This window comes from Streptomyces sp. NPDC085927, assembly GCF_044540975.1.
In the GTDB taxonomy this organism is placed as follows: domain Bacteria; phylum Actinomycetota; class Actinomycetes; order Streptomycetales; family Streptomycetaceae; genus Streptomyces; species Streptomyces hirsutus.
On record NZ_JBITSN010000012.1, the window covers coordinates 165254 to 186956 of the forward strand.

The following is a 21703-nucleotide window of genomic DNA, read 5'->3' on the forward strand; positions in this document are numbered from 1 at the left end:
GGGTTCGCCGGCCGGATCCTCACCCCCTCACCACCGGGGGGCGTGCACCGCCGGTTTGCCCCGGGAACGGCGGGAGACCCGGATGTCTCACCCGTACGTGCCTCTGCCCGCCTCCTGGGAAGGGACCGCCATGGCGGTGCTCGCAGTACTCGTCCCGCCGCTCATGCTCGGCGTCCTGCTCATGCTGGGCCGTTACGAGGATCTTCTGCTGCCCGGCGTGCGTGAGCAGGCCCCCGACGGCGTCCCCGCACCGCAGGACGCGGGCCTCCGGGCCGGCGCCCCGGCCGCCGCGCACACCGGCCTGACGGATCCGGGCGGGCTTCCCGGCAGCCCTTGATCCACCGGGCGGGCGCCCGTGCGCACCGGCTTCACCCGCTCGGGCGTGCCCGTCCCGCGAATGGTGTCCGGCCGCGCGCGACGCGGCGGCCGGAGGGCTCTGATGGATGCGGGGCGCGACCCCGCGCCCCGCCGACGCGGGATCACCCCCGCGGCCGTCGAACGGGACGCCGTGCCCCGGCCGTCGCCCGAAGGAGCCCGCACCATGCGCCGCACCGCCCGCGCCCTGTCCCTCGCCGCCGCCGTCGGCACCGTCCTCGGCGTGCCCGCGCCGACCGCGTCCGCGGATCCGTCCGCCGAGGTCGGTCCGGGCAGCGCGGCCCCGGGCGGCACCGTCACCGTCTCGGTCTTCTGCGACCCGGCCGACAGGCCGCCGAAGACCCTCGAGGCGAGTTCGGCGGCCTTCGACGAGGGCGTCGTCGAGCTGGAGCAGGTGACCGGCGGCGACGCGGGGGAGTCCGGCCTCACCTACCGGGGCACCGCGGACGTCCAGGACGTGGGGGCCGCCGGGGGCCCCGACGACGCGGGGGACACGGCAGGGACCGGGGACGACGAGGCCTTGGACGAAGCCCTGGACGGAATCCTGGACGAGGCCTTGGACGAGACCTCGGACGAGAAGGCCGACGCCGGCGTCGACGACGACGAGGACACCGGTGACCTCGACGAGGCCGAGGACGCCGGGGGTCCCGCCGACGGGGCGCTCGACACGCTCGACGCGTTCGGCGCCCTCGACGCCGTCGGCACGGCCGGCGGCGGGTCCGCCCGGACCGTCGAGGGCACGTGTCCCGCCGCGCCCGGCGAGAAGGGCAAGCCGTGGAGCGCCACCTTCACCGTCGTCGCCCGCCACCCGGGAGGACCCGGCGCCACGTCCCCCTCCCACAAGCCGTCCCCCTCCTACAAGCCGTCCCCCTCCTACAAGCCGTCTCCCTCGCGCAAGCCGTCTCCTTCCTACAAGCCGTCCTTCTCCCACAAACCGTCTCCCACCCCTGCGCCGTCCTCCTCGCCCTGCCCCGGACCCGAGCGCGCCCACTGCGGCGGGCCCGAGGTCCCGCGGGGCGTCCATGCGGGAGCAGGCGGCGGGTTCACCGACTCCGTGCCCGCACTGGTCGCGGGCGGGCTGCTGATCGCGGCCGCGTTCGGAGCCGCCGCCCACCGGCTGTACCGCGACAGGAGCACACGTACGGACGGCTGATGCCCCAAGCGGCCCGGCCCGCCGAACCGGTCCGTCCATCCGGTCCTCGCCTCCCGGCCCTTGTCGGCGGCGCCCACCGGGAGTGGTCGGTGGAACCGTGGGTACTGACACCGGACACCGAGTGGAGGCGCGAATGCGGCGGACGGACCCCGAACCCCACAACCCCGCGAGCCGGCGTCCCGACGGGGCGGGTCCCGCAGGCCGTGGTCCCGCAGGCCATGATCCCGTCGGCCACGGCCCGGTCCGCTTCGGCCCGGTGCTGCCCGAGGACGGGCTGCCCGTGCTGCCCGAACTGGCCGCCGTCCTCGCCGCCGCCGCGTCCCGCGCGGAGGCGGAGCCGGTCGGCGGCGGCCCCGTCCTGCTGGACGCCGCGTGCGGCCACGGCGACCGGCGTGGCCTGCCCGCGGCCCCGGACCGGGTCGCCGTCGGCCCCGGCGCGCCCGCGCTGCTCGTGGCGCTCACCGCGGCCATCGGCGGGGACGTACTGGTGCCCCGGCCCTGCGCCGCCTGGTGGGCGCCCTCCGCGCGGCTGCTCGGCCGCCCGGCGTTCCCGGTGCCGGTGCCCGCCGAGAGCGGCGGCGTCCCCGATCCGTACGCCCTGCTGGAGACCGTACGACGGCTGCGTGCCGAGGGTGGCGACCCGCGCCTGCTGGTGCTCTCCGTCGCCGACGACCCCACCGGCACCGTCGCCCCGCCCGAACTGCTGCACGAGACCCTCGAGGCCGCCGTCGGTGAGGGGCTGCACCTGGTCAGTGACGAGACCTGGCGCGACACCCTGCACGCCCCGCGCGACACCGTGCTGCTCAGCCCCGCCGAGATGCTGCCCGAACAGGTCACCGTGGTCACCGACCTGGCGGGCGCCCTGCTCCCGTCCGGCTGGCCCGCCGCGGTCGCCCGCTTCCCGGCGGGCGCGGCGGGCGGCCCGCTGCACGCGCGCGTGCTCGACGTCCTGACCGCGCTCGACGCGCGCGTCGCCACCCCGGTCGCCGCGGCCGCCGCCTACGCCCTGTCCGAGCCGGAACCGGTCACCGCGCGGGCGGCAGCCGCCGTACGCCTGCACGCGCGCGTGGCCGCGGCCGTGCGCGACGCGGTCGTCACCGCGGGCGCCCTGGCCCGGCCCCCGCAGGCCGGGCGGCACCTGTACGTCGACCTCGCGCCGCTGGCGCCGGCACTCGCCGCGCACGGTGTCGGCGACGCGCAGGAACTGGAGGACTTCCTCACCGGACGGCTCGGCATGCCCGCGGCGGGCGGTCACCGCTTCGGCGACGACCTCGAAGCACTCCGCGTACGGCTGTCCACCGCGCCCCTGCTCGGCGACACCGCCGAGCGGCGCGCGGAATGCCTCGGATCCTCCGCGCCGCTGGAACTTCCGCACGTGCGAAGCGCGTTGGCCCACCTGAAGACGGTCTTCGACGATCTCCGCGGCGATGCCCAGCGAGGGGAGTCCCATCGATGACGCAGCAGTCCGAGTCCACCACGAGTACGACCACGACCACCACCCCGCACACGGAGGGCCCGGACCCGGCCGGCCCCGCGGCCCTCTTCTCCCCGCCCCCGTACCCTCCGCTCGCCGAACCCCGCCCGCTCGCCGAACGACGGGTGTGGCCACGCACCTTCCACGACCGGCTGACCTCCCCGCTGCCCGGCCTGAAGGGTCTCGCCCGCTTCGCCCGCGAGGGCTCCACCAGACCCGGCCCGCAGGGCCTCGCCGATATACCGGGACTGCCCTACGCCCCCGGCCCGCTGCCCCGCGTGGACGTCCGCACGGTCGCCGTCACCTGGGCGGGGCACGCCAGTTGGGTGGTGCGGATCGGCGGGCTCACCGTGCTCACCGATCCCGTCTGGTCCCGCCGCATCCTCGGCACCCCGGCCCGCATCACCCCCGTCGGCGTCGCCTGGGAGGCCCTGCCCCGCGTCGACGCGGTCGTCATCAGCCACAACCACTACGACCACCTCGACGCCCCCACACTGCGCCGACTTCCGCGCGACACCCCGGTGTTCGTGCCGGCCGGGCTCGCCGGCTGGTTCCACCGCCGCCGGTTCACCCGCGTCACCGAGCTGGACTGGTGGGAGGCCGCCGAACTGAAGGGCGTCCGCTTCGACTTCGTCCCGGCCCACCACTGGTCCAAGCGGACCCTGACCGACACCTGCCGCTCGCTGTGGGGCGGCTGGGTGCTCACCGACTCCGACGGGCAGCGCGTCTACTTCGGCGGCGACACCGGCTACGGCCACTGGTTCTCCCGGATCGGCCGCCGCTACCCCGGCATCGACCTCGCCCTGCTGCCCATCGGCGCCTACGAGCCGCGCTGGTGGCTCAGGGACGTCCACTGCGACCCGGAGGAGGCGGTCCGCGCCGCCCGGGACCTCGGCGCGCGCCGGATGGCGCCCATGCACTGGGCGACGTTCGTCCTCTCCGCCGAACCGGTGCTGGAACCCCTCACCCGCGTCCGCGCCGCCTGGGAGCAGGCGGGCCTGCCCCGCGAGCACCTCTGGGACCTGCCGGTCGGCGGCTCCCGCGTCCTGGACTGACCGCCGCGACGCACCGGCCGGCCCGCCCGCCGGGGAACGGCCGGCGGCTCACCGCGTCGCCGGCCCCCGCAGGTGGCGCCAGACGCCCGGGGCCACGCTGATCAGGACGGTCAGGACGATCGCCGCGAGCACCCCCTGCCAGGGCTCGTCGAACAGCGAGCCGCCGAGGACGCCGATCAGCTGGTACGTCGCCGCCCAGGCCAGACAGGCCGGCAGGTTGCCGCGGACGAAGCGACGGACCGGCCATTCGGCGATCAGGCAGGCCAGCATCACCGGAAGACGCCCCGCCGGCACCAGCCGGGACAGCACCAGCACCGTCACGTCGTGATCGGCGAGTTTCTCCTGAGCCTGTGTCAGCCGGTCCTCCGGCGCCCGCGCCCGGATCGCCTCCAGCCAGCGCGAGCCGTTGCGCGACCGCATCCCGCGCCGCCCCAGCCAGTACAGCGCCACGTCCCCGAGGAACGCGGCCAGCGACGCCGTCGCGAACACCAGCATCATGGAGATCGGCGCCGCCCGGTGGAAGGCGACCACCGCCGCCGAACTGACCAGTGCCCCGGTCGGCACCACCGGCACCAGTGCCCCGATCAGCACCAGCAGGAACAGCGAGGGGTAACCGATCGCCTGCTGGGTGGTGTCCGGAACCACCGTCGCCGGCACGGCCGCCGACGAGGCCACGGCGGACAGGGCGGACAGGGGCACACCGGCCGCCTGTATCAGGGCGGCGGGCAGGATCACCGTGGAACCCCCAGGCGCACACTCTCCCCGTGCCCCAGCCGGTGCACCGGCACCCCGGGCGCCCGCTCGGCCGCCCGCCGCACGAACTCGTCGCCCGGCGAGTGGAATTCGTGGGGGCGCACGGCGTCCATGCCGATCGGCCAGTACGTGCCGTAGTGCACCGGCACCGCGTTGCGCGCCCCCAGCCGGGCCAGCGCCTCGGCCGCGCGCGCCGCGTCCAGATGCTCCTCGCCGAGATACGGGCCCCAGCCGCCCACCGGCAGCAGTGCCACGTCGACCGGGCCGACCTCCTTGGCCATCGCGTCGAACAGCCCGGTGTCACCGGCGAAGTACGTCCGCGCCTCGCCCTCCAGGACGTAGCCGAGGGCGGGGGAGCGGTGCCGCCCGAGCGGCAGCCGCCGCCCGTCGTGCCGGGCGGGCACCACCCGGACCGCCAGACCGCCGGCCGTCAGCACATCGCCGGGCGTCACCTCGCTCACCCTGAGATGCGTGAGCCGGCGCAGCGCCGGTACCGCACGGCGTGCGCCCCGGGGCACGAGCAGGTGCGTGTCCGGGGCGAGCAGGGCCAGCGACGGCACATGCAGATGGTCGGCATGCAGATGGGAGACCAGCGCCACGTCCGCGTTCCGGGCGCCCGGCGGCGGCAGGGCGCCGCGCCGGCGCCGCAGATGCGCGAGCCTACGGGCGAACAGGGGATCGGTGATCACGCGCGTGTGCGCATCCTCGACCGTGCAAGTGGCGTGACCCCACCAGGTGATCTCCACCGGCACCTCTTCGCCTCCTTCTGCGACTCCCCGAAGCCTACGCGCAGGAGTAGGGTCGGCGACGAAGTCCGGAGGTGAGGGGGGCGCCATGGGGCCGGTGCGGGTGATCGCGATCGCGAGTCTGACGCCGCTGGAGGAACTGGAAGCCGATCCCTTCCTCGTGGACTCCCGCAGCCAGCACGCCATGTGCGCCCGCTGGGCCGCCGAACGCGGGTACGTGGTGACCCGGGAGCTGCTGGTGCGCGGCCTTCGCCCCGACCACTGCGTGCTGTGGGACGGCGTGCGGCCCGGCTCCGACCTGTTCGTGGCCCCCAGCCGCCGGGTACTGGAGAGCGCCCTGTCCTCCGTCGGGGAGTTCACCGCCGAGTGCGCGCGGCGCGGGGTGCGCGTGGAGACCGTCGGCCACGCCGAACCGTTGTACGACGCCGCGATGAAGGCCCGGGTGCACCGCCGCCTGTCCATGCCGACCGCGGGCTACGACGGCCGCTGAGGCCCGCCCGCCCGGCTCCGGGTCGCCGCCCGTTTCCGATCGCCCGTCTCCGGCCGTACGTTCTCGTCCGTCGGTTTCCGGGGGACGAAACGGCACGTCCGGGCGTTGTGGCAGGGTGTGGGGCACGGGCGGGGGCCGGTTCGCAGGCCGCCCTGGCGGCAACGGGCCGGGACGTGAGGTGGACTGGGCGTGAGTGGTGTGCGGTGGCGACGGATCGCCAGTCAGATAGGGCGGAGCGTCACGGTGTGGGCGGTCGCCACCCTCACCATGCTGGTGCTCGCCGGCATCCTCCCCGACTTCCGGCTGCGCTCCGCCGACGGCGACAGCGCCACCGACATCGCGGTCACCGCGGCGCTCGGCGCCGGCGCCTTCGGCCTGCTGTCGGCGCTGGTGTGGCCGCTGCTGGTGCGGCTGCTGCTGCTCGTACCGGCGCTCGTCCTCGGCCTGCTGGTGTTCTTCCTCAACGGCGCGCTCCTGCTGGTGGCACTGCGGCTCAACCCGGTCGAGCGCGGCACCGCCGCCTGGGAGACCGCGGTCGTGGTCGCCGCCGTGATGTCCGCCGTCGCCTCCGCCACCGGAGCCGCTCTCGCCGTGCGCGACGACGCCGCCTACCGCCGCCGCCTCTACCGCCTCGCCGACCGCCGCCGGCGCTCCGCACCGCCCGTCCCGGCCACCCCCGGCACCGTCTTCCTGCAACTGGACGGCGTCGGCCACGACGTCCTGCTGCACGCGGTCGACCAGGGCCTGATGCCGACCGTCGCCCGCTGGCTGGGCACCGACGACGCCGGCCTCCCCCACTCCCACCGGCTCACCCCCTGGCGCACCGACTGGTCCAGCCAGACCGGCGCCAGCCAGCTCGGCATCCTGCACGGCAACAACCACGACGTCCCCGCCTTCCGCTGGTACGAGAAGGACCGCCGGGAGGTGATGGTCTGCAACCGCCCCACCAGCGCGGTGGAACTCCAGCAGCGCGCCGTCCGGTACGCCGGACACCCCGGGCTGCTCGCCGACGACGGCGCCAGCCGCGGCAACCTGTTCAGCGGCGGCGCCGACGAGCAGGCCCTGGTGCTGTCCATAGCCGCCCGCCGCCGCAGCCGCGAGAACCGCTCCCGCTCCGGCTACTTCGCCTACTTCTCCGACCCGGCCAACGCCGTGCGCACCGCCCTGTCCTTCGCCGCCGAGGTGATCCGCGAGATCGGCCAGTCCACCCGCGCCCGGTGGACCCAACAGCTCCCGCGCGTCTCCCGCGGCGGCCTCTACCCCTTCATACGGGCCTTCGCGACCGTCGTCGAACGGGACGTGGTCGTCTCCGCCGTCATGGGCGACCTGCTCGCCGGCCGCACCTCCGTCTACGCCGACCTGGTCGCCTACGACGAGGTGGCCCACCACTCCGGACCCACGAGCCGGGACGCCGAGAAGGTCCTGCACCGCCTCGACCGCTCCCTCGCCCTGATCGAGCACGTCGCCGCACACGCCCCGCGCCCGTACCGGATCGTGGTTCTCTCCGACCACGGCCAGAGCCCCGGCGAGACCTTCCGCTCCCGCTACGGCCTCACCCTCGGCGACCTGGTGCGGGCCGGCTGCGGTCTGCCCGTGCCGCGCCGCGCCGGGCGCACCCGCAGCGGCGCCGAGGCCCGCGCGGCGGTCCGGGCGGCGCTGCGCCGCCCGGTCGAGGAGGGCATCGAGCAGCACCGCCCCACGCGGGCCTCCGAACCCGTCGTCCTGGCCTCCGGCAACCTCGGCCTGATCTCCTTCCCGGACGTGCCGCACCGGATGACCAAGGAGGAGATCGACGCCCGCCACCCCGCCCTGCTGCCGACCCTCGCCCACCACCCCGGCATCGGCTTCCTGCTCGTCCGCAGCGAACGGCGCGGCGGCGTCGTGCTCGGCGCGCACGGCGCGGAGATCCCCCTGGACGAACTCGACGACGATCCCGGGCCGCTCGCCGCGTTCGGACCGGGCGCCGCCGACGCCGTACGCCGCACCCACTCCTTCCCGCACACCGCCGACATCATGGTCAACTCCTTCCACGACCCCGTCGACGGCGAGGTGCTCGCCTTCGAGGAGCAGATCGGCTCCCACGGAGGCCTCGGCGGCGCCCAGTCCCGTCCCTTCCTGCTGTCCCCGGTCGCGCTGTCCGCGCCGGTCACCGACGGGGAGGAACTCGCCGGCGCCGAGCAGGTGCACCACGTACTGCGCCGCTGGCTGAAGGAGTCGGACGGCTCGCACCTGCCGGCCGGTCCGCGCCGGGAACGGGCCGCCTGAGCCAGGACCCGCGGGGCCGCCGTCCACCCGCGGGCCGCCGCTCCTCCGCGGGGCCGGCGCTCATCCGCAGTCCCATGAGCGGGTGATCGGTGAATATTCACGTGACGACCGCAACCACCGGTTGAGAACCTCAACAGCGAACGACCACATCCGCGAAAGCTGCGCCGGCTCAGGCGCAAAGAGGAGGAGCCTCCACGTGCAGGCAGTCGTCACCGTCACCCCCGCCCGCGTCCCGGAGCTGCTGCTCGGCCTCGCGACCGTACGGCCGGTGTTCCTCTGGGGCGCGCCGGGCATCGGCAAGTCCTCCCTGGTGAGGGAGTTCGCCGAGTCCCTGGGGCTGGAGTGCGTGAGCCTGCTGGGCACCCAGCTCGCCCCCGAGGACCTCATCGGCGTCCCGCAGATCCGGAACGGCCGCTCGGTGTTCTGCCCGCCCGAGGCGATCGCCCGCGACGAGCCGTACTGCCTGTTCCTGGACGAGCTGAACGCGGCCACCCCCGATGTGCAGAAGGCGTTCTACTCCCTGATCCTGGACCGCCGTATCGGCGCCTACGAACTGCCCAGGGGTTCCCTCGTCATCGGCGCCGGCAACCGCGCCACCGACAACGCGCTCGCCCGCCCCATCGCCTCCGCGCTCGTCAACCGCCTCACCCACGTGCACCTGGAGGCCTCCGCGGGGGACTGGCTGGTGTGGGCCGGGAACAACGGCATCCACCCGTGGATCGTGGACCACCTCACCGACCGGCCCGACCACCTGTGGTCCAAGCCGCCGAAGACCGAGGAGCCGTTCTCCACGCCCCGCTCCTGGCACATGCTCTCCGACGCGCTGCACTCCTTCGGCCCCGGCCTCGACGAGGACACCCTGAAGGTTCTCGCCCACGGCACGCTCACTCCCGCGCACGCCACCGCCTTCTGCGGCTACGTCAGGGTCGTGCGCAGCCGCTTCGGCATCGAGGCCGTCCTCAAGGGCGACGCCCGCTGGCCGCACCGCATCGAGGACCGCGACCTGCTGTACTACCTCGCCGACTCGTTCCGCGGCCGGCTCGTCAAGGAACTGCCCGCGGACAAGGCGCACATGTCGGCCGCCGGCCGGCAGACCGCGTACCGGGCCAAGGCGCTGCTGGTGCAGCTCGCCGAGATCTCCGTCGAGGTCGCCCAGACCGTCATCGCCTCCGACGCCGACGGCAACCCGGTCCTGCCGTCCTGGTTCCTGGTCGAGGCGGCCCGTGACATGCCCCGCCTGGTGGAGGCCCGCCGATGACCCGCCCCGGGCAGCAGGGCGGCACGGGCAGGCGGGGGAGCAAGGCAGGCAAGGGCGGCAAGGGGGAGCGGAAGAGGGAGGCCGCGGCCGCCGCCTTCGCCGAGGGGATGCGGCTGCTGGCGGCCGACCCGGCACTCGCCGCGGTCGAGTTCACCGTCTGCCGCGACGAGGACTGCGGCCTCGCCCCCCGCCACGGCCTGCTGCGGACCGACTCCGACGCCGTGCTGCACGCCCACCCGGACCGCCTCGCCGACCCCGGCGAGTGGGCCCGGGCCCTCGCGCACGCCGTCCTCCACCTCGGCTTCGGCCACGTTCCCGCCGCCGGGGGCCCACGGGAGCAGCCCGACCGCCACGACCTCGCCGCACGCTGCGTCGTCGTCAACCGCTTCCTCCTCGGGCACACCATCGGCACGGCCCCCGAGGGCCTGCCGGCCTCCTACCCCGACGGCGACGAGGAACAGCTCGCCGCCCGGTGGCGCAGGGACGGCCTGCCCGCCGCCTACGAACGCTGCGGCACCGCCGGCGGCGAGCCGGACCTGCTCCTCGTGCCCTGGGACGGCTGGTGGGGGCAGCCGCCGGACCGGCAGCTCGCCTTCGCCACCGCCCTGACCCGCGCCGTGTCCGCCGCGATGGACCTGGCGGGCGGACGCCGCGCCGGCCCGGACGGCGAACCGGCCGTGCTGCGCCCCTGGGCCAGGGCGCTGAGCTGGTTCGTCTCCTCCTACCCCCTGCTCGGCGGCATCGCCGCCGGCATCACCCTCGTCGCCGACGCCGAACTCGCCCGCGCCCACGACATCTCCGTCGCCGCCGTCGACGCCGAGGCCGGCGAGATCTACGTCAACCCGCTGCGGCAGCTGGAGGACGAGGAATGGCGCTTCGTCCTGGCCCACGAGATGCTCCACGCCGCCCTGCGCCACGGCGACCGCCGCGGCGGACGCGACCCGTACCTGTTCAACGTCGCCTGCGACTACGTCATCAACGGGTGGCTGGAGGAGATGGGGATCGGCACCATGCCCGAGGGGCTGCTCCACGACCCCCGGCTCGCCGGACTGTCCGCCGAGGAGGTCTACGACCGCATCGCCGACGACCAGCGGCGCATGCGGCGCCTGGCCACCCTGCGCGGCAAGGGCCTCGGAGACATCCTCACCGGCCGCCTCGGACCGCTCGACCCGTCCTGCCACGGCGTCGACCTGGACGGGTTCTACCGTCGCGGTCTCGCCCAGGGCCTGGACCTGCACCAGCGCCAGGGCCGCGGCCTCCTGCCCGGCGGGCTGGTCGAGGAGATCCGCGCGCTCAGCCATCCACCGCTGCCCTGGGACGCGCGGCTCGCCCGCTGGTTCGACGAGTACGTGCCCCGCCCCGAGCCCGTGCGGACCTACGCCCGTCCCGCGCGCCGCCAGGCATCCACCCCCGGCATCCCGCGTGCCGGCAGGTACTTCCCGCCCGAGGAGGTCGCCCGCTGCACCTTCGGCGTCGTCCTGGACACCTCCGGCTCGATGAGCCGGGTCCTGCTCGGCAAGGCGCTCGGCGCCATCGCCTCCTACGCCGAGGCCCGCGACGTGCCGGCGGCCCGTGTGGTGTTCTGCGACGCGGCGCCGCACGACGCCGGCTATCTGCCCGTCACCGAGATCGCCGGACGGGTCCGGGTCCGCGGGCGCGGCGGCACGGTCCTCCAGCCCGGCATCGACCTGCTCCAGCGCGCGGACGACTTCCCGAGGGCCGCGCCGGTCCTCGTCATCACCGACGGCTGGTGCGACGTGCTGCGGGTGCGGCGCGAACACGCCTATCTGGTCCCCCGCGGAGTGCGGCTGCCGTTCACTCCGAAGGGGCCTGTCTTCCACGTCAGTTGACACGGAGTGTGATCAGATGGGGGGATGGGAACCCGGTGACACGGGTACCCGGACCGAGCACGGACCGGACACCACGTCCGGACATTTGGAAGGAACAGCCATGGCAGCCACGCGCTCCGCACACACCGTGTGGGAAGGCAACCTCATCAAGGGCAGCGGAGTCGTCACGTTCGACTCCTCCGGCAGCATCGGCGAGCAGCCGGTCACCTGGGCGTCGCGTGCGGAGGAGGCGAACGGCAGGACCAGCCCCGAGGAGCTGATCGCCGCCGCGCACTCCAGCTGCTACTCGATGGCCTTCTCCAACATCCTCGACAAGGCCGGCAACCCGCCGACCCGCCTGGTGACCTCCGCCGACGTCACCTTCGTGCCCGGCGAGGGCATCACCGGCATCCACCTCACCGTCGAGGGCACCGTCCCCGGCCTGGACGAGGCGGCCTTCCTCGCCGCCGCCGAGGACGCCAAGGTCAACTGCCCGGTCAGCCAGGCGCTGACGGGCACCGAGATCACCCTGACGGCGAAGCTCTCCTGACCCCGCTCGCCGCACCCGCAGGACACCCGCAGGCCGCTCCGCAGGGGGCGGCCTGCGGCGCGTCCGCATCCGCGTCCGGAACCGGGTCCGAGGACCCCGGCCTCCAGGACCCCGGCCTCCAGGCTCCGAGCACAGGGAGACGACCCGTATGACGTCACGGCCCGCCGTCTCCGCGCACCGGGGAGGCTCCGAACGTGCCGCGCCCGCGACCCGCGAGGCCTACGAGGACGCCCTGCGGTCCGGCGCGGAGTACGTCGAGTTCGACGTACGGCGCACGGCCGACGGAGTCTTCGTCGTCCACCACGACGCCCGCGCGGGACGCACCGGCCCGCCGCTGGCCGCACTCACCCACGCCGGGCTCTGCGAGCACGCCGGGTATCCCGTCCCCGTCGTGGACGAGGTCATGGAGCTGATCGCCGGGAAACTCGTCGGACATCTCGACCTGAAGGAGACCGGTCACGAGCGGAAGCTGATCGACCGCGCGATCGCCCTGCTCGGCCGGGACGGCTTCGTCGCCACCAGCCTGGAGGACCGTTCCGTCGCCGAGATCACCGCGGCCTTCCCCGGCGTGCGCACCGCGCTCTCCCTCGGCCGGGACGGCACCGGGGTTCCCCGGACCCGGCTGGCGCGCACCCGGCTGAGTGAACTGCTGCCCATGCGGCGGGTCCGCGCCTGCGGCGCCCGCGGGATCGCGGCGCACCAGCGCCTCGCCCGCGGCGGGGCGCTGCGCGAGGCGGCCCGCAACGGACTGTTCACCATGGTGTGGACGGTCAACGACGACGCCCCGATGCGTGCCTTCCTCGCCGACCGGCGCGTGGACGTACTGATCACCGACCGCCCCCGGCGTGCCGTGCAACTGCGCACAGCGAGCGCTTGAGAGGTGATTGACGAACCACCCGGGCAAACTATTGACAACGGCGCACTCAAGTTTTGTGCTGGAGGTCCGGAAGGCCGGAGAGGTGCGCCCTGACGGAAGGGGACGGCGATGGGACGTGCGGTCGGAATCGACCTGGGAACCACGAACTCGGTGGTGGCCGTGCTGGAGGGCGGTGAGCCCACGGTCGTCACCAACGCGGAGGGCGCAAGGACCACCCCCTCCGTCGTGGCCTTCGCCAAGAACGGTGAGGTGCTCGTCGGCGAGGTCGCCAAGCGGCAGGCGGTGACGAACGTCGACCGCACCGCCCGGTCGGTCAAGCGCCACATGGGCGACGGACAGTGGCACTTCCCGGAGCAGGGCTCCGTGGACGGTACCCGTTACCGGGCGCAGGAGCTGTCCGCCCGGGTGCTGCAGAAGCTGAAGCGGGACGCCGAGGCCTACCTCGGCGAGGACGTCACCGACGCCGTGATCACCGTACCGGCGTACTTCGACGACACCCAGCGCCAGGCCACCAAGGAGGCCGGGGAGATCGCCGGCCTGAAGGTCCTGCGGATCATCAACGAGCCCACGGCGGCGGCCCTCGCGTACGGCCTGGACAAGGAGAACGAGCAGACCGTCCTCGTCTTCGACCTGGGCGGCGGAACCTTCGACGTGTCGCTCCTGGAGATGGGCGAGGGAGTCATCGAGGTGAAGGCCACCAACGGGGACACCCATCTCGGCGGCGACGACTGGGACCAGCGCCTCCTCGACCATTTCGCCCAGCGCTTCAAGAGCCAGTACGGCATCGACCTGGCGCAGGACAAGATGGCCGTGCAGCGGCTGCGGGAGGCCGCCGAGAAGGCCAAGATCGAGCTGTCCTCCTCCTCCGAGACCACCGTCAACCTGCCCTACATCACGGCCTCCGCCGAGGGCCCGCTGCACCTGGACGAGAAGCTCACCCGGGCCCAGTTCCAGGAACTCACCGCCGACCTGCTGGAGCGCTGCAAGACGCCCTTCCACCAGGCCGTGAAGGACGCCGGGGTGAAACTCTCCGCGATCGACCACGTCATCCTCGTCGGTGGTTCCACCCGCATGCCCGCCGTCACCGACCTGGTCCGCGAACTCACCGGCAAGGACCCGCACAAGGGCGTCAACCCGGACGAGGTCGTCGCCGTCGGAGCGGCCCTCCAGGCGGGCGTCCTCCGCGGCGACGTGAAGGACGTGCTGCTCCTCGACGTCACCCCGCTGTCCCTCGGCATCGAGACCAAGGGCGGCATCATGACCAAACTGATCGAACGCAACACGACCATCCCCACCCGGCGCTCGGAGACCTTCACCACCGCCGTCGACAACCAGCCCTCGGTCGGTATCCAGGTCTACCAGGGCGAACGCGAGATCGCGGCGTACAACAAGAAGCTCGGCGTCTTCGACCTGACCGGTCTGCCCCCGGCCCCGCGCGGCGTCCCGCAGATCGAGGTGGCCTTCGACATCGACGCCAACGGCATCATGCACGTCTCCGCCAAGGACATCGCCACCGGCAGGGAACAGAAGATGACCGTCACCGGCGGCTCGGCACTGCCCAAGGACGACATCGACCGCATGATGCGCGAGGCCGAGCAGTACGCCGACGAGGACCGCAGGCGCCGGGAGGCCGCCGAGACCCGTAACCAGGCCGAGCAGCTCGTCTACCAGACCGAGAACTTCATCCGGGACAACAAGGACCGGATCCCCGCCGACACCAGGTCCGAGGTGGAGGCCGCCGTCGCCGAGCTGAAGCCCCTGCTGGAGCAGTCCGCCGACACCGCCGCCCTGCGCGCCGGCGTCGAGAAACTCGCCGCCGTCAGCCAGCGGATGGGCCAGGCGATGTACGCCCAGGCCGGTCAGGAGTCCACCGGCGACGCCGGACAGCGCACCTCACCGCAGGAGGAGGAAGGTGTCGTCGACGCGGAGATCGTCGACGACGAGAGCGACGGAGGTGACGGGGGCCGCGGGCAGGACGGGCGCGGCGGCACTCAGTAGCTGTCCCGGAACTCCCGCAGCAGCTTCTGCGTGTGCTCGGAGGAGGCGGCCCGCGCCGTCATGTGGTCCAGCACCTCCAGGTGCACCGAGACCTCCTTGCGGGAGTCCAGATACAGGGCGCCGGTCAGGTACTCGGTGAACACCATGTCGGGCAGTTCCGGCTCGGCGAACCGGAACAGCGAGAAGGGTGCGTACGTCCCCGGGTGCGGGCCGTCGGCGAACTCGGCGATCTGGAGCGTGATCCGGTCCCGCTCGGACCACTCCAGCAACTTGTCGAACTGCTCGCGCATCACCCGGCCGTCCTGGGACACCGGGCGCCGCAGGACCGTCTCCTCCACGATCACCCACAGGTGGGGCGGGTCCCGGCGCTCCAGGAGCCGCTGCCGCTCCAGCCGCAGCGACACATGCCGCTCGACGGCCTCCGGCCCCTGGTTCCCGATCGTCCCGGCCTCCAGGACGGCACGCGCGTAGTTCTCCGTCTGCAGCAGCCCCGGCACGAAGTGCGGCTCGTAGGACCGGATGACCCGGGCAGCGCCCTCGATGCTCACGTACAGGCTGAACCACTCGGGCAGCACGTCGTGGAACCGCTGCCACCAGCCCGGACGGTTCGCGTCCTCCGCGAGCCCGATGAAGGTGGCCGCCTCGCCCTGGGACACCCCGTACGCCGTCAGCAGGATCTGGATGTACGGGATCTTCAGCGCGACCTCGGCCGTCTCCATCCGCCGGACGGTCGCGGGAGCCACCCGCAGGACCCGGGCGGCCTCCTCCCGGGTGAGGCCCGCCGTCTCCCGCAGCTCCTGCAGCCGCCTGCCGAGTACCACTTGGCCCACCGTGGGTGCGGCCCGTCGTTCACTCACGCCACGTCTCCCCAACGCCCCCAAACACACGATCAGTCTGCCATGTCCGCCCGACCCTCTCACGGGTGACGGCCGGGCGCCCCTGTTCCCGGGCGCCCGGGGCATGACGTCCCGGGTAATCGACCGCGACCCGCTGCGGGCGGGATCGTGGACGCACCGGGTTCCGGGCCGGCGCACTCCGGCCCGGGATCCGGCCCGGATCCGTCCCGTGATCCGGCTGCGAGCAAGGTATGCGATATCCGGCATCCCGTATGCCGCATGCGGTCACCGCGACCCGGCACGCAAGGGCGACCCGCGGCCCGCCGCTGACCCAGTGAGACCCCGACATCGATCCCGGCCCCGACCCTGACGGAGGGTGATTCATCATGTCCGCGACCCAGCTTGCCTCACTCACCCGGACCTCCGACCCGCAGTCCGTGCTGCGCCGGCTCCTGGCCCTCGACGCCGCCGTGACCGGCGCCAACGCGCTCGCCTACCTCTCCCTCTCCGGCCCGCTCGGCCGCTTCCTCGGCGTGGGTCCGGGCCTGCCGGCCGGGCTCGGCGCCCTCCTCGCGGCGTACGCGGTCGCTGTGGGGCTGCTGGCCTCGCGCAAACATCCGCCGACGCTCGGAGTCCGGGCCGTCGTCGAGGTCAACCTGGCCTGGGCCGTGGTGAGTTGCGCCGCCCTCGTGCTGTGGCTCGAGCCGAGCACGGCGGGCGCGGTGTGGACGGTTCTCCAGGCGCTCGTCGTGGCCGGCTTCGCACTGCTCCAGCACATGGCCCTCACATCCCGTCAACTCAGCCAGGACTGAAGGTACTTCGCCGTCGCCGGATCGGCCGGGAGGAGGGTCTCCACGGCCAGTTCGGCGACGGTCACGTCCATCGGCGTGTTGAAGGTGGAGATCGACGACACGAACGACAGGATCCGGCCCTCGTGCTCGATCCTCATCGGCAGCGCGAAGTACGCCACGGACGCGGACTGCTGCGACCCGTCCGCCTCCCCCGCCTCCTCATCCGGTCCGGGCTCCGGTACCGGGAACGCCGCGACCTCGTCGTACAGCGCCCGCAGGGGCGCGGAGCGGCGGAGCGCGATCTGCTGCTCCATCTGCCCCAGCAGGTGGCCGCGCCACTCCCGCAGATTCCGGATCCGGGGCGCAAGACCCTGCGGGTGCAGCGTGAGCCGCACCGCGTTCAGCGGCGGCACCAGCAGCGACTCCGGTACGCCGTCGAACAGCATCATGACCCCGCGGTTGGCGGCCACGACGTCGTACATCGCGTCCACCACCAGTGCCGGATACGGCTCGTATCCGCCGATCAGCCGCTCCATGCCCTCGCGCAGCGCGTCCAGCGCCGGATCGTCCAGCGGGGTCTCGGGGAACCGGGGCGCGTAACCGGCCGCCAGCAGCAGTGCGTTGCGCTCCCGCACCGGGACGTCCAGGTGCTCGGCCAGTCGCAGCACCATCTGCTCACTGGGCCGGGAGCGGCCGGTCTCGATGAAGCTGATGTGCCGGGCGGACGAGTCCGCACGCAGCGCGAGCTCCAGCTGACTGACCCGCCGCTGCTCCCGCCAGGCCCGCAGCAGCGGACCCACGCCTTCGGCAGCGGCGGAAGTGGTACCGGGCAGGCGAGTACTCATGCCGGGACGGTAGCCGAGATGGCACCGCAAGCGGGAGCCGCGCCTCCCCGGTCTTCCTTCCGCCCTCCCTCCTGCTCCCTCCTGCGCCCTTCTGGCTTCTTGCGCAGGGTCCGGCGGCATGTCCTGTGGCACGCTGGGCGGAGGGGGACCCCGACCGCCAGGGGGGACAGAGGAGGAGCGCAGCCCATGCCCGCCGAACCCGCCGAACCGCTGTCACCGGAGGAGATCGAGAACCGGCTGGCCGGCCTGCCGGGCTGGTCGCTCGACGGAGACCGGCTCACCCGTTCCTACCGACTCGGCTCCCACTTCGCGGCGACCGCGATGGTCGTGCACATCGCCCAGGTACAGGAGGAACTCGACCACCACTCCGACCTCACCCTCGGTTACCACACGGTCTCCGTCGCCGTCCACACGCACAGCGCGGGAGGCGCCGTCACCGCGAAGGACACCGAACTGGCCCGCAGAATAGAGGACTTGGCGCCCGGTCACGGTGCACACTGAGGCATGTGCTCGACTACGAAGAGGAAGCGGGACGGTACGACGCCTCACGCGGCGGTGAGCCCCGGGCCGCGGCCGCCGCGCAGGCGGTGCTGGACCTGATCCCCCCGTCGGCGCGCGACCTGCTGGACATCGCCTGCGGCACCGGCATCGTGACCCGGCGTCTCCTCTCGGTCCGCGCCGGTCTGCGGGTGACCGGCGTCGACCTCGCCGCGTCGATGACCCGGATCGCGGCGGCCCGCCTGCCCGGCGCCGTGGTGCGCGCCGACAGCCGGCAACTGCCCTTCGCCGACGCCCGGTTCGATGCCGCCGTCAGCGTGTGGCTGCTGCACCTCCAGTCCGGCCCCGAGGACGTGCGGGCCCTCGTCGAAGAGTGCGCCAGGGTCCTGCGACCCGGCGGGGTCTACGTCACCACCGTCGACAAGGCCGCCTCGCACAACGTGGGCAGCGACATCGACGCCGTCCTCTCCGCCCGCCCGCGCAGCCCGGTGCGCGACCTCGCCGCCGACGTGGCGGCCTGCGCCGCCGGCCACGGCCTGGTCCCGGCCGGACAGGGGGTGTTCCGGGGGCACGGCCAGGGCCGCAGCCCTCGCCGCACCATCGCCGATCTGCGCCGCGGCTGGTTCGTCACGGTGCCCCCCGGCTCCCCTCTCGCCGACGCCTTCGCCGCCCGCCTCGCCGCCCTCCCCGACCAGGACCGGCCCCGCCCGGACCCGGTCTTCCACCTCCGCGCCTTCCGGAAGCCACCGGCACCCGGGAGCGGGGGAACGGCGGCCGTCCCGGGCGGCTCGGCGTGTCACGGGCTCGGGTGAACTCCGCCACGGAGTACGGCGACCAGGCCGTCACCGGCGGCGACCGAGGGGCGGAATCCCCTCGTCCTCCCTGGAGGTTCGCCCCGTGAAGCACTCGCACAGGCACGCACACAGGCATCCGCACGGGCCACGCAGACGCCGGTCCGCCCTCCCCGCGGACTCACCGCTCCTCAGCCGGTCACGTCACCGTGCAGACCCGCCCGTCGAGTGCGAAGGCCGCCGGTTCCGTGTTCGTCGCCGAACGGCTCGCCGTGAAGCCGAACCCGGCCGACGAGCCCGCCGCGACGGTGCCGTTCCAGTCGGTGTTGCGTACCGTCACCGCCGGACCGGACTGCGTGTGGACCCCGTTCCAGAGCTGCGACACCCGCTGTCCGTCCGCGAACGACCAGGTCAGCGACCAGCCGTTCCAGGCGTCCGAACCGGTGTTGGTCACCTGGACCCGGGCCTGGAAACCATCGGCCCACTGGTTGGTGATCTCATAGGTCACCTTGCAGGCGCCCGTCGGCCCCGGACCGGGGTCGGGGTCGGTCCCGCCTCCCCCGTCGTCCCCGCCCCCGGTGTCCGAGGTGTCGCCGTAGACGATCCCGCGGCCGTTGGTCGCCACGTACACCCTGCCGTACACCCGGGGGTCACCGGTGATCGCGGCACCGGTCCAGCCCCACTGGTGGGCGTCGTCGTTGATCCGGGTCCAGCTCTGCCCCCGGTCGGTCGAGCGGAAGATGCCGCGCACACCGTCGATCTTCGCGCTGGTGAAGACGGTCTGGTACGAGGCGCCGGGCGCCGCCTTGCCGAAGCCGACGGTGTCGGCCTCGTCGACGCCCTGCAGCCTGGTGAAGCTCTGCCCGCCATTGGTGGAGTGCCACAGCCCGTACGTCCCGCCGCTCTCCCCGCCGGCCAGCCAGATGTCGCCCTCGGCGCCCGGCAGCGCCTTGAACCGCACGCTGTCGCCGCTCGGCAGGCCGGTCGCGGGGGAGGCCGTGAAGGTGGCGCCGCCGTCCGTACTGACGTAGAACTTCCCGGACTTGAAGCCGTAGAACGTCTTCGGGTCCACCCGGTCGGACTCGACGACCGCCCCTTCGGGGATGCCGCTCGACGCCGACCACGACGTGCCGAAGCCGGCCGTGTGGTGCACCCCGGCGCCCCGCGGACTCCACACGAAGCGGCTGCCGTCGGCGCCCGCGGCGACCGTGCCGCCGCCGCTGACCCCCGAAGGGTCCGTGCCCGCGAACCAGTTGGCGCCGTTGTCGGTCGAGAACGAGATGTGCGGGCCGGAGTCCAGGTCGCCCGCCCGGACCACCGTGTCCGGGTGGGACTCGGCGAAGTCCAGACTCGTGGTGGCGGTGAAGTTCGGCTGGGTGAACATCATCGACGGGACCTTCGTCAGGTCCGTGTGCCGGAAGCCGCCGATGTCGAGGAGTCCGCTGAGCAGCGGGGCGCCCGACGGGGGAGAGACGAGGTCGTTGACGGCCGTCTCCTCCAGGCCGCGCACCATCGGAGTGATGGTGAACGTGGTGTCGCGGTCCCAGTTCGTCAGGTTCTCCGTGCCGTAGACCGTCGCGCCCGTCCCGTACATCATGCGGTCCGGGTCGAACGGGTCGATCTCCAACGCCTCGGTCATCCACCCCAGTTTGGGAGACTGCTCGGGCGGCGACGGGTGGGCGCCCCAGGTCAGCCACGGCACGGACGAGACGTCCATGGTGTAGCGGTTCTCCCGGTTCGGGTACGAGGAGTAGTCCCACGCCTGCGTCCAGGTCGCCCCGCTGTCCGTGGAGCGGAAGATCTGGGTGTCCGGCCACCAGGAGCTGTACGCCGTCGCCATGAGCGTGCCCGGGTTCTGCCGGTCCACGGTCAGTCCGCTGAACCCGTAGTACGTGTCGGCCTCGGCGACCGGGCTGATGTCGGTCCAGGTGCCGGTCGCGGTCGTGTACCGCCACAGCCGGCCCTTGCCGCCGTCGTACGGACCGCCCTTGTCGCTGTAGGCGATGTACAGGTGACCGTTCTCGGTGTCCAGGACGCCCTTGTGCGCCAGGTGCCCGGTGGGCTGCCCGGCCACCCGCTGCCAGGTGGCGCCCGCGTCCGTCGACCGGTACACCGCGTTCTCCGTGTCGGCGACGCCCACGTAGATCGTCCGGGTCGCGCTGCCGGGCGTGCCCGTCGACTCGTCGAAGGTGACCCAGACGATGCCCTGGTTGTCACTGGCGTACCCGGAGGTGTCATCCGGATCCTGCACGTAGGTGCCCGGGTTCGGGAAGGCCGTCACCTCCGACCAGCTCGCGCCCGAGTCGGTCGACCGCCACAGGCCCTTCCCGCTGGGCGCCCCCAGGTACAGCACGCTGTTGCGGTGCGGGTCGACGGCCAGGCGTTCGCCCATGCCCCGCCCCGGCATGTTGCCGCCCAGCTTGAACGGCAGGTCGGCCTTCCGCCAGCTGGCGCCCCGGTCCGAGGAACGCAGCACCGCGCCGTTGTTCGGGTCCCAGTCGTTGGTGTACGTGCCGGCCGCCGCGTACACCCGGTCGGGGTCGACCGGGTCGGAGGCGAGGCTCACCACGCCGGTGTGCCCCCAGTCGTCCCAGCCGACCGAGTCCAGCAGCGGCGTCCAGCTCTTCGTCCCCTCCTGCCACCGGTAGGCGCCGCCGATGTCCGTGCGGGCGTACGCCAGGTTCCGCTCGCTGCGGTTGAAGACGATGCCGGGGACGAAGCCGCCGCCGTCGATCCGGGCGTTCTTCCAGGTGTACGTGTCGGCGGCGAGCGCGGACCGGGCCGGCGCGTCGGCCGCGGCGGCGGGCCGGTCGGGGGGAGCCGCGGCGAGGGCGGGCGGGCCGCCCGTGAGCAGACCGGCCGCCAGTGCGAGCACGGCCGTGAGGACGCGGGTTCTTCGCACGGTGAAGTCCTTCCTCGGGGTGGGGGGAGACAGGAGGGGAGGGGGAGCAGGGGGGCGGACGGGGGGAGCGGGGCGTGCGAGGGCCGGGGGGGGCCCCCCCGGCGCGCGGGGGGCCCCCCCCCCCCCCCGCCCCCCCCGGGAGGGGGCGGGGGCGGCCCCCGGGGCGCCCGCGGGGGGGGGGGGGGGTGCGCCCCGGGCCCGCCCCAGGGCCGGGGGA

19 protein-coding genes are annotated in these 21703 nt (G+C 73.7%); 14 read left to right on the plus strand and 5 right to left on the minus strand.

Features of this window, described 5'->3' with window-relative positions; genetic code table 11:
• Positions 1-82: 82 nt before the first annotated feature.
• From ACIF80_RS27575 to ACIF80_RS27590, 4 genes are all read left to right on the plus strand, one after another.
• Positions 83-337 (plus strand): hypothetical protein, encoded by a 255-nt coding sequence (locus ACIF80_RS27575; protein ID WP_399809646.1) that lies wholly within the window; start codon positions 83-85, stop codon positions 335-337.
• 204 nt (positions 338-541) lie between these two features.
• Positions 542-1528 carry a hypothetical protein gene (locus tag ACIF80_RS27580; RefSeq protein ID WP_399809647.1) on the plus strand — a complete coding sequence of 329 codons (987 nt, stop codon included), beginning with the start codon at positions 542-544 and terminating at the stop codon, positions 1526-1528.
• 133 nt (positions 1529-1661) lie between these two features.
• Positions 1662-2984: an aminotransferase class I/II-fold pyridoxal phosphate-dependent enzyme gene (locus ACIF80_RS27585; protein WP_399809649.1), complete on the plus strand. Its 1323-nt coding sequence runs from the start codon at positions 1662-1664 to the stop codon at positions 2982-2984.
• Entirely contained in the window at positions 2981-4057 is a 1077-nt protein-coding gene (locus tag ACIF80_RS27590; protein WP_399809650.1) for an MBL fold metallo-hydrolase, read from the plus strand. Before ACIF80_RS27585 ends, ACIF80_RS27590 begins: the two co-directional genes overlap by 4 nt.
• 48 nt (positions 4058-4105) lie before the next feature.
• Here ACIF80_RS27590 and ACIF80_RS27595 read toward each other — a convergent pair whose 3' ends face one another.
• On the minus strand, positions 4106-4732 hold the full coding sequence (locus tag ACIF80_RS27595; RefSeq protein WP_399809733.1) for a DedA family protein: 627 nt from the start codon (positions 4730-4732) through the stop codon (positions 4106-4108).
• Between the two features lie 56 nt (positions 4733-4788).
• Entirely contained in the window at positions 4789-5562 is a 774-nt protein-coding gene (locus ACIF80_RS27600; protein WP_399809651.1) for an MBL fold metallo-hydrolase, read from the minus strand.
• 82 nt (positions 5563-5644) lie between these two features.
• Between ACIF80_RS27600 and ACIF80_RS27605 the strand changes: the two genes are divergently transcribed.
• The 7 genes from ACIF80_RS27605 (at position 5645) to dnaK (ending at position 14823) form a co-directional block, all read left to right on the plus strand.
• The gene (locus tag ACIF80_RS27605; RefSeq protein WP_399809652.1) at positions 5645-6046 is read left to right on the plus strand and encodes a hypothetical protein; all 402 of its coding nucleotides are present in this window, start codon (positions 5645-5647) and stop codon (positions 6044-6046) included.
• A gap of 189 nt (positions 6047-6235) precedes the next feature.
• Complete coding sequence (locus ACIF80_RS27610; RefSeq protein ID WP_399809653.1) at positions 6236-8311, plus strand: phage holin family protein; 2076 nt, start codon at positions 6236-6238, stop codon at positions 8309-8311.
• A gap of 196 nt (positions 8312-8507) precedes the next feature.
• The gene (locus tag ACIF80_RS27615) at positions 8508-9569 is read left to right on the plus strand and encodes an ATP-binding protein (protein ID WP_399809655.1); all 1062 of its coding nucleotides are present in this window, start codon (positions 8508-8510) and stop codon (positions 9567-9569) included.
• A gap of 107 nt (positions 9570-9676) precedes the next feature.
• Positions 9677-11419: a hypothetical protein gene (locus tag ACIF80_RS27620; RefSeq protein ID WP_399809735.1), complete on the plus strand. Its 1743-nt coding sequence runs from the start codon at positions 9677-9679 to the stop codon at positions 11417-11419.
• 100 nt (positions 11420-11519) lie between these two features.
• Entirely contained in the window at positions 11520-11948 is a 429-nt protein-coding gene (locus ACIF80_RS27625) for an OsmC family peroxiredoxin (protein ID WP_381213875.1), read from the plus strand.
• A 148-nt stretch (positions 11949-12096) separates the two neighbouring features.
• Positions 12097-12825, plus strand: a complete 729-nt coding sequence (locus ACIF80_RS27630) for a glycerophosphodiester phosphodiesterase family protein (protein ID WP_399809656.1) — start codon at positions 12097-12099, stop codon at positions 12823-12825.
• A 108-nt stretch (positions 12826-12933) separates the two neighbouring features.
• The gene (gene dnaK, locus ACIF80_RS27635) at positions 12934-14823 is read left to right on the plus strand and encodes a molecular chaperone DnaK (protein ID WP_399809657.1); all 1890 of its coding nucleotides are present in this window, start codon (positions 12934-12936) and stop codon (positions 14821-14823) included.
• On the opposite strand, the gene ACIF80_RS27640 is transcribed toward dnaK, so the two are convergent.
• A complete protein-coding gene (locus tag ACIF80_RS27640; protein WP_399809658.1) occupies positions 14817-15680 on the minus strand; it encodes a helix-turn-helix domain-containing protein in 864 nt (287 codons plus the stop codon). The genes dnaK and ACIF80_RS27640 overlap by 7 nt on opposite strands.
• A gap of 365 nt (positions 15681-16045) precedes the next feature.
• Here ACIF80_RS27640 and ACIF80_RS27645 point away from each other — a divergent pair, with 365 nt between their 5' ends.
• Positions 16046-16471, plus strand: a complete 426-nt coding sequence (locus tag ACIF80_RS27645; protein WP_399809659.1) for a hypothetical protein — start codon at positions 16046-16048, stop codon at positions 16469-16471.
• Here ACIF80_RS27645 and ACIF80_RS27650 read toward each other — a convergent pair.
• Positions 16453-17295 (minus strand): helix-turn-helix domain-containing protein, encoded by an 843-nt coding sequence (locus ACIF80_RS27650; RefSeq protein WP_399809660.1) that lies wholly within the window; start codon positions 17293-17295, stop codon positions 16453-16455. The two genes, ACIF80_RS27645 and ACIF80_RS27650, sit on opposite strands and share 19 nt — an antisense overlap.
• Positions 17296-17481: 186 nt before the next feature.
• On the opposite strand from ACIF80_RS27650, the gene ACIF80_RS27655 reads away from it, so the two are divergent.
• Together ACIF80_RS27655 and ACIF80_RS27660 are read left to right on the plus strand one after the other, a co-directional pair.
• On the plus strand, positions 17482-17796 hold the full coding sequence (locus tag ACIF80_RS27655) for a 4a-hydroxytetrahydrobiopterin dehydratase (RefSeq protein WP_399809661.1): 315 nt from the start codon (positions 17482-17484) through the stop codon (positions 17794-17796).
• A 5-nt stretch (positions 17797-17801) separates the two neighbouring features.
• Positions 17802-18605 carry a class I SAM-dependent methyltransferase gene (locus tag ACIF80_RS27660; protein WP_399809663.1) on the plus strand — a complete coding sequence of 268 codons (804 nt, stop codon included), beginning with the start codon at positions 17802-17804 and terminating at the stop codon, positions 18603-18605.
• 178 nt (positions 18606-18783) lie between these two features.
• On the opposite strand, the gene ACIF80_RS27665 is transcribed toward ACIF80_RS27660, so the two are convergent.
• Complete coding sequence (locus ACIF80_RS27665; protein ID WP_399809664.1) at positions 18784-21486, minus strand: cellulose binding domain-containing protein; 2703 nt, start codon at positions 21484-21486, stop codon at positions 18784-18786.
• Positions 21487-21703: the final 217 nt, after the last annotated feature.

Excerpts from the sequence above, each read along its gene's own strand:
- ACIF80_RS27575 (WP_399809646.1), top strand. The coding sequence starts at position 83 with ATGTCTCACCCGTACGTGCCTCTGCCCGCCTCCTGGGAAGGGACCGCC.
- ACIF80_RS27580 (WP_399809647.1), top strand. The coding sequence starts at position 542 with ATGCGCCGCACCGCCCGCGCCCTGTCCCTCGCCGCCGCCGTCGGCACC.
- ACIF80_RS27585 (WP_399809649.1), top strand. The coding sequence starts at position 1,662 with ATGCGGCGGACGGACCCCGAACCCCACAACCCCGCGAGCCGGCGTCCC.
- ACIF80_RS27590 (WP_399809650.1), top strand. The coding sequence starts at position 2,981 with ATGACGCAGCAGTCCGAGTCCACCACGAGTACGACCACGACCACCACC.
- ACIF80_RS27605 (WP_399809652.1), top strand. The coding sequence starts at position 5,645 with ATGGGGCCGGTGCGGGTGATCGCGATCGCGAGTCTGACGCCGCTGGAG.
- ACIF80_RS27620 (WP_399809735.1), top strand. The coding sequence starts at position 9,677 with ATGCGGCTGCTGGCGGCCGACCCGGCACTCGCCGCGGTCGAGTTCACC.
- ACIF80_RS27625 (WP_381213875.1), top strand. The coding sequence starts at position 11,520 with ATGGCAGCCACGCGCTCCGCACACACCGTGTGGGAAGGCAACCTCATC.
- ACIF80_RS27630 (WP_399809656.1), top strand. The coding sequence starts at position 12,097 with ATGACGTCACGGCCCGCCGTCTCCGCGCACCGGGGAGGCTCCGAACGT.
- dnaK (WP_399809657.1), top strand. The coding sequence starts at position 12,934 with ATGGGACGTGCGGTCGGAATCGACCTGGGAACCACGAACTCGGTGGTG.
- ACIF80_RS27645 (WP_399809659.1), top strand. The coding sequence starts at position 16,046 with ATGTCCGCGACCCAGCTTGCCTCACTCACCCGGACCTCCGACCCGCAG.
- ACIF80_RS27650 (WP_399809660.1), bottom strand. The coding sequence starts at position 17,295 with ATGAGTACTCGCCTGCCCGGTACCACTTCCGCCGCTGCCGAAGGCGTG.
- ACIF80_RS27655 (WP_399809661.1), top strand. The coding sequence starts at position 17,482 with ATGCCCGCCGAACCCGCCGAACCGCTGTCACCGGAGGAGATCGAGAAC.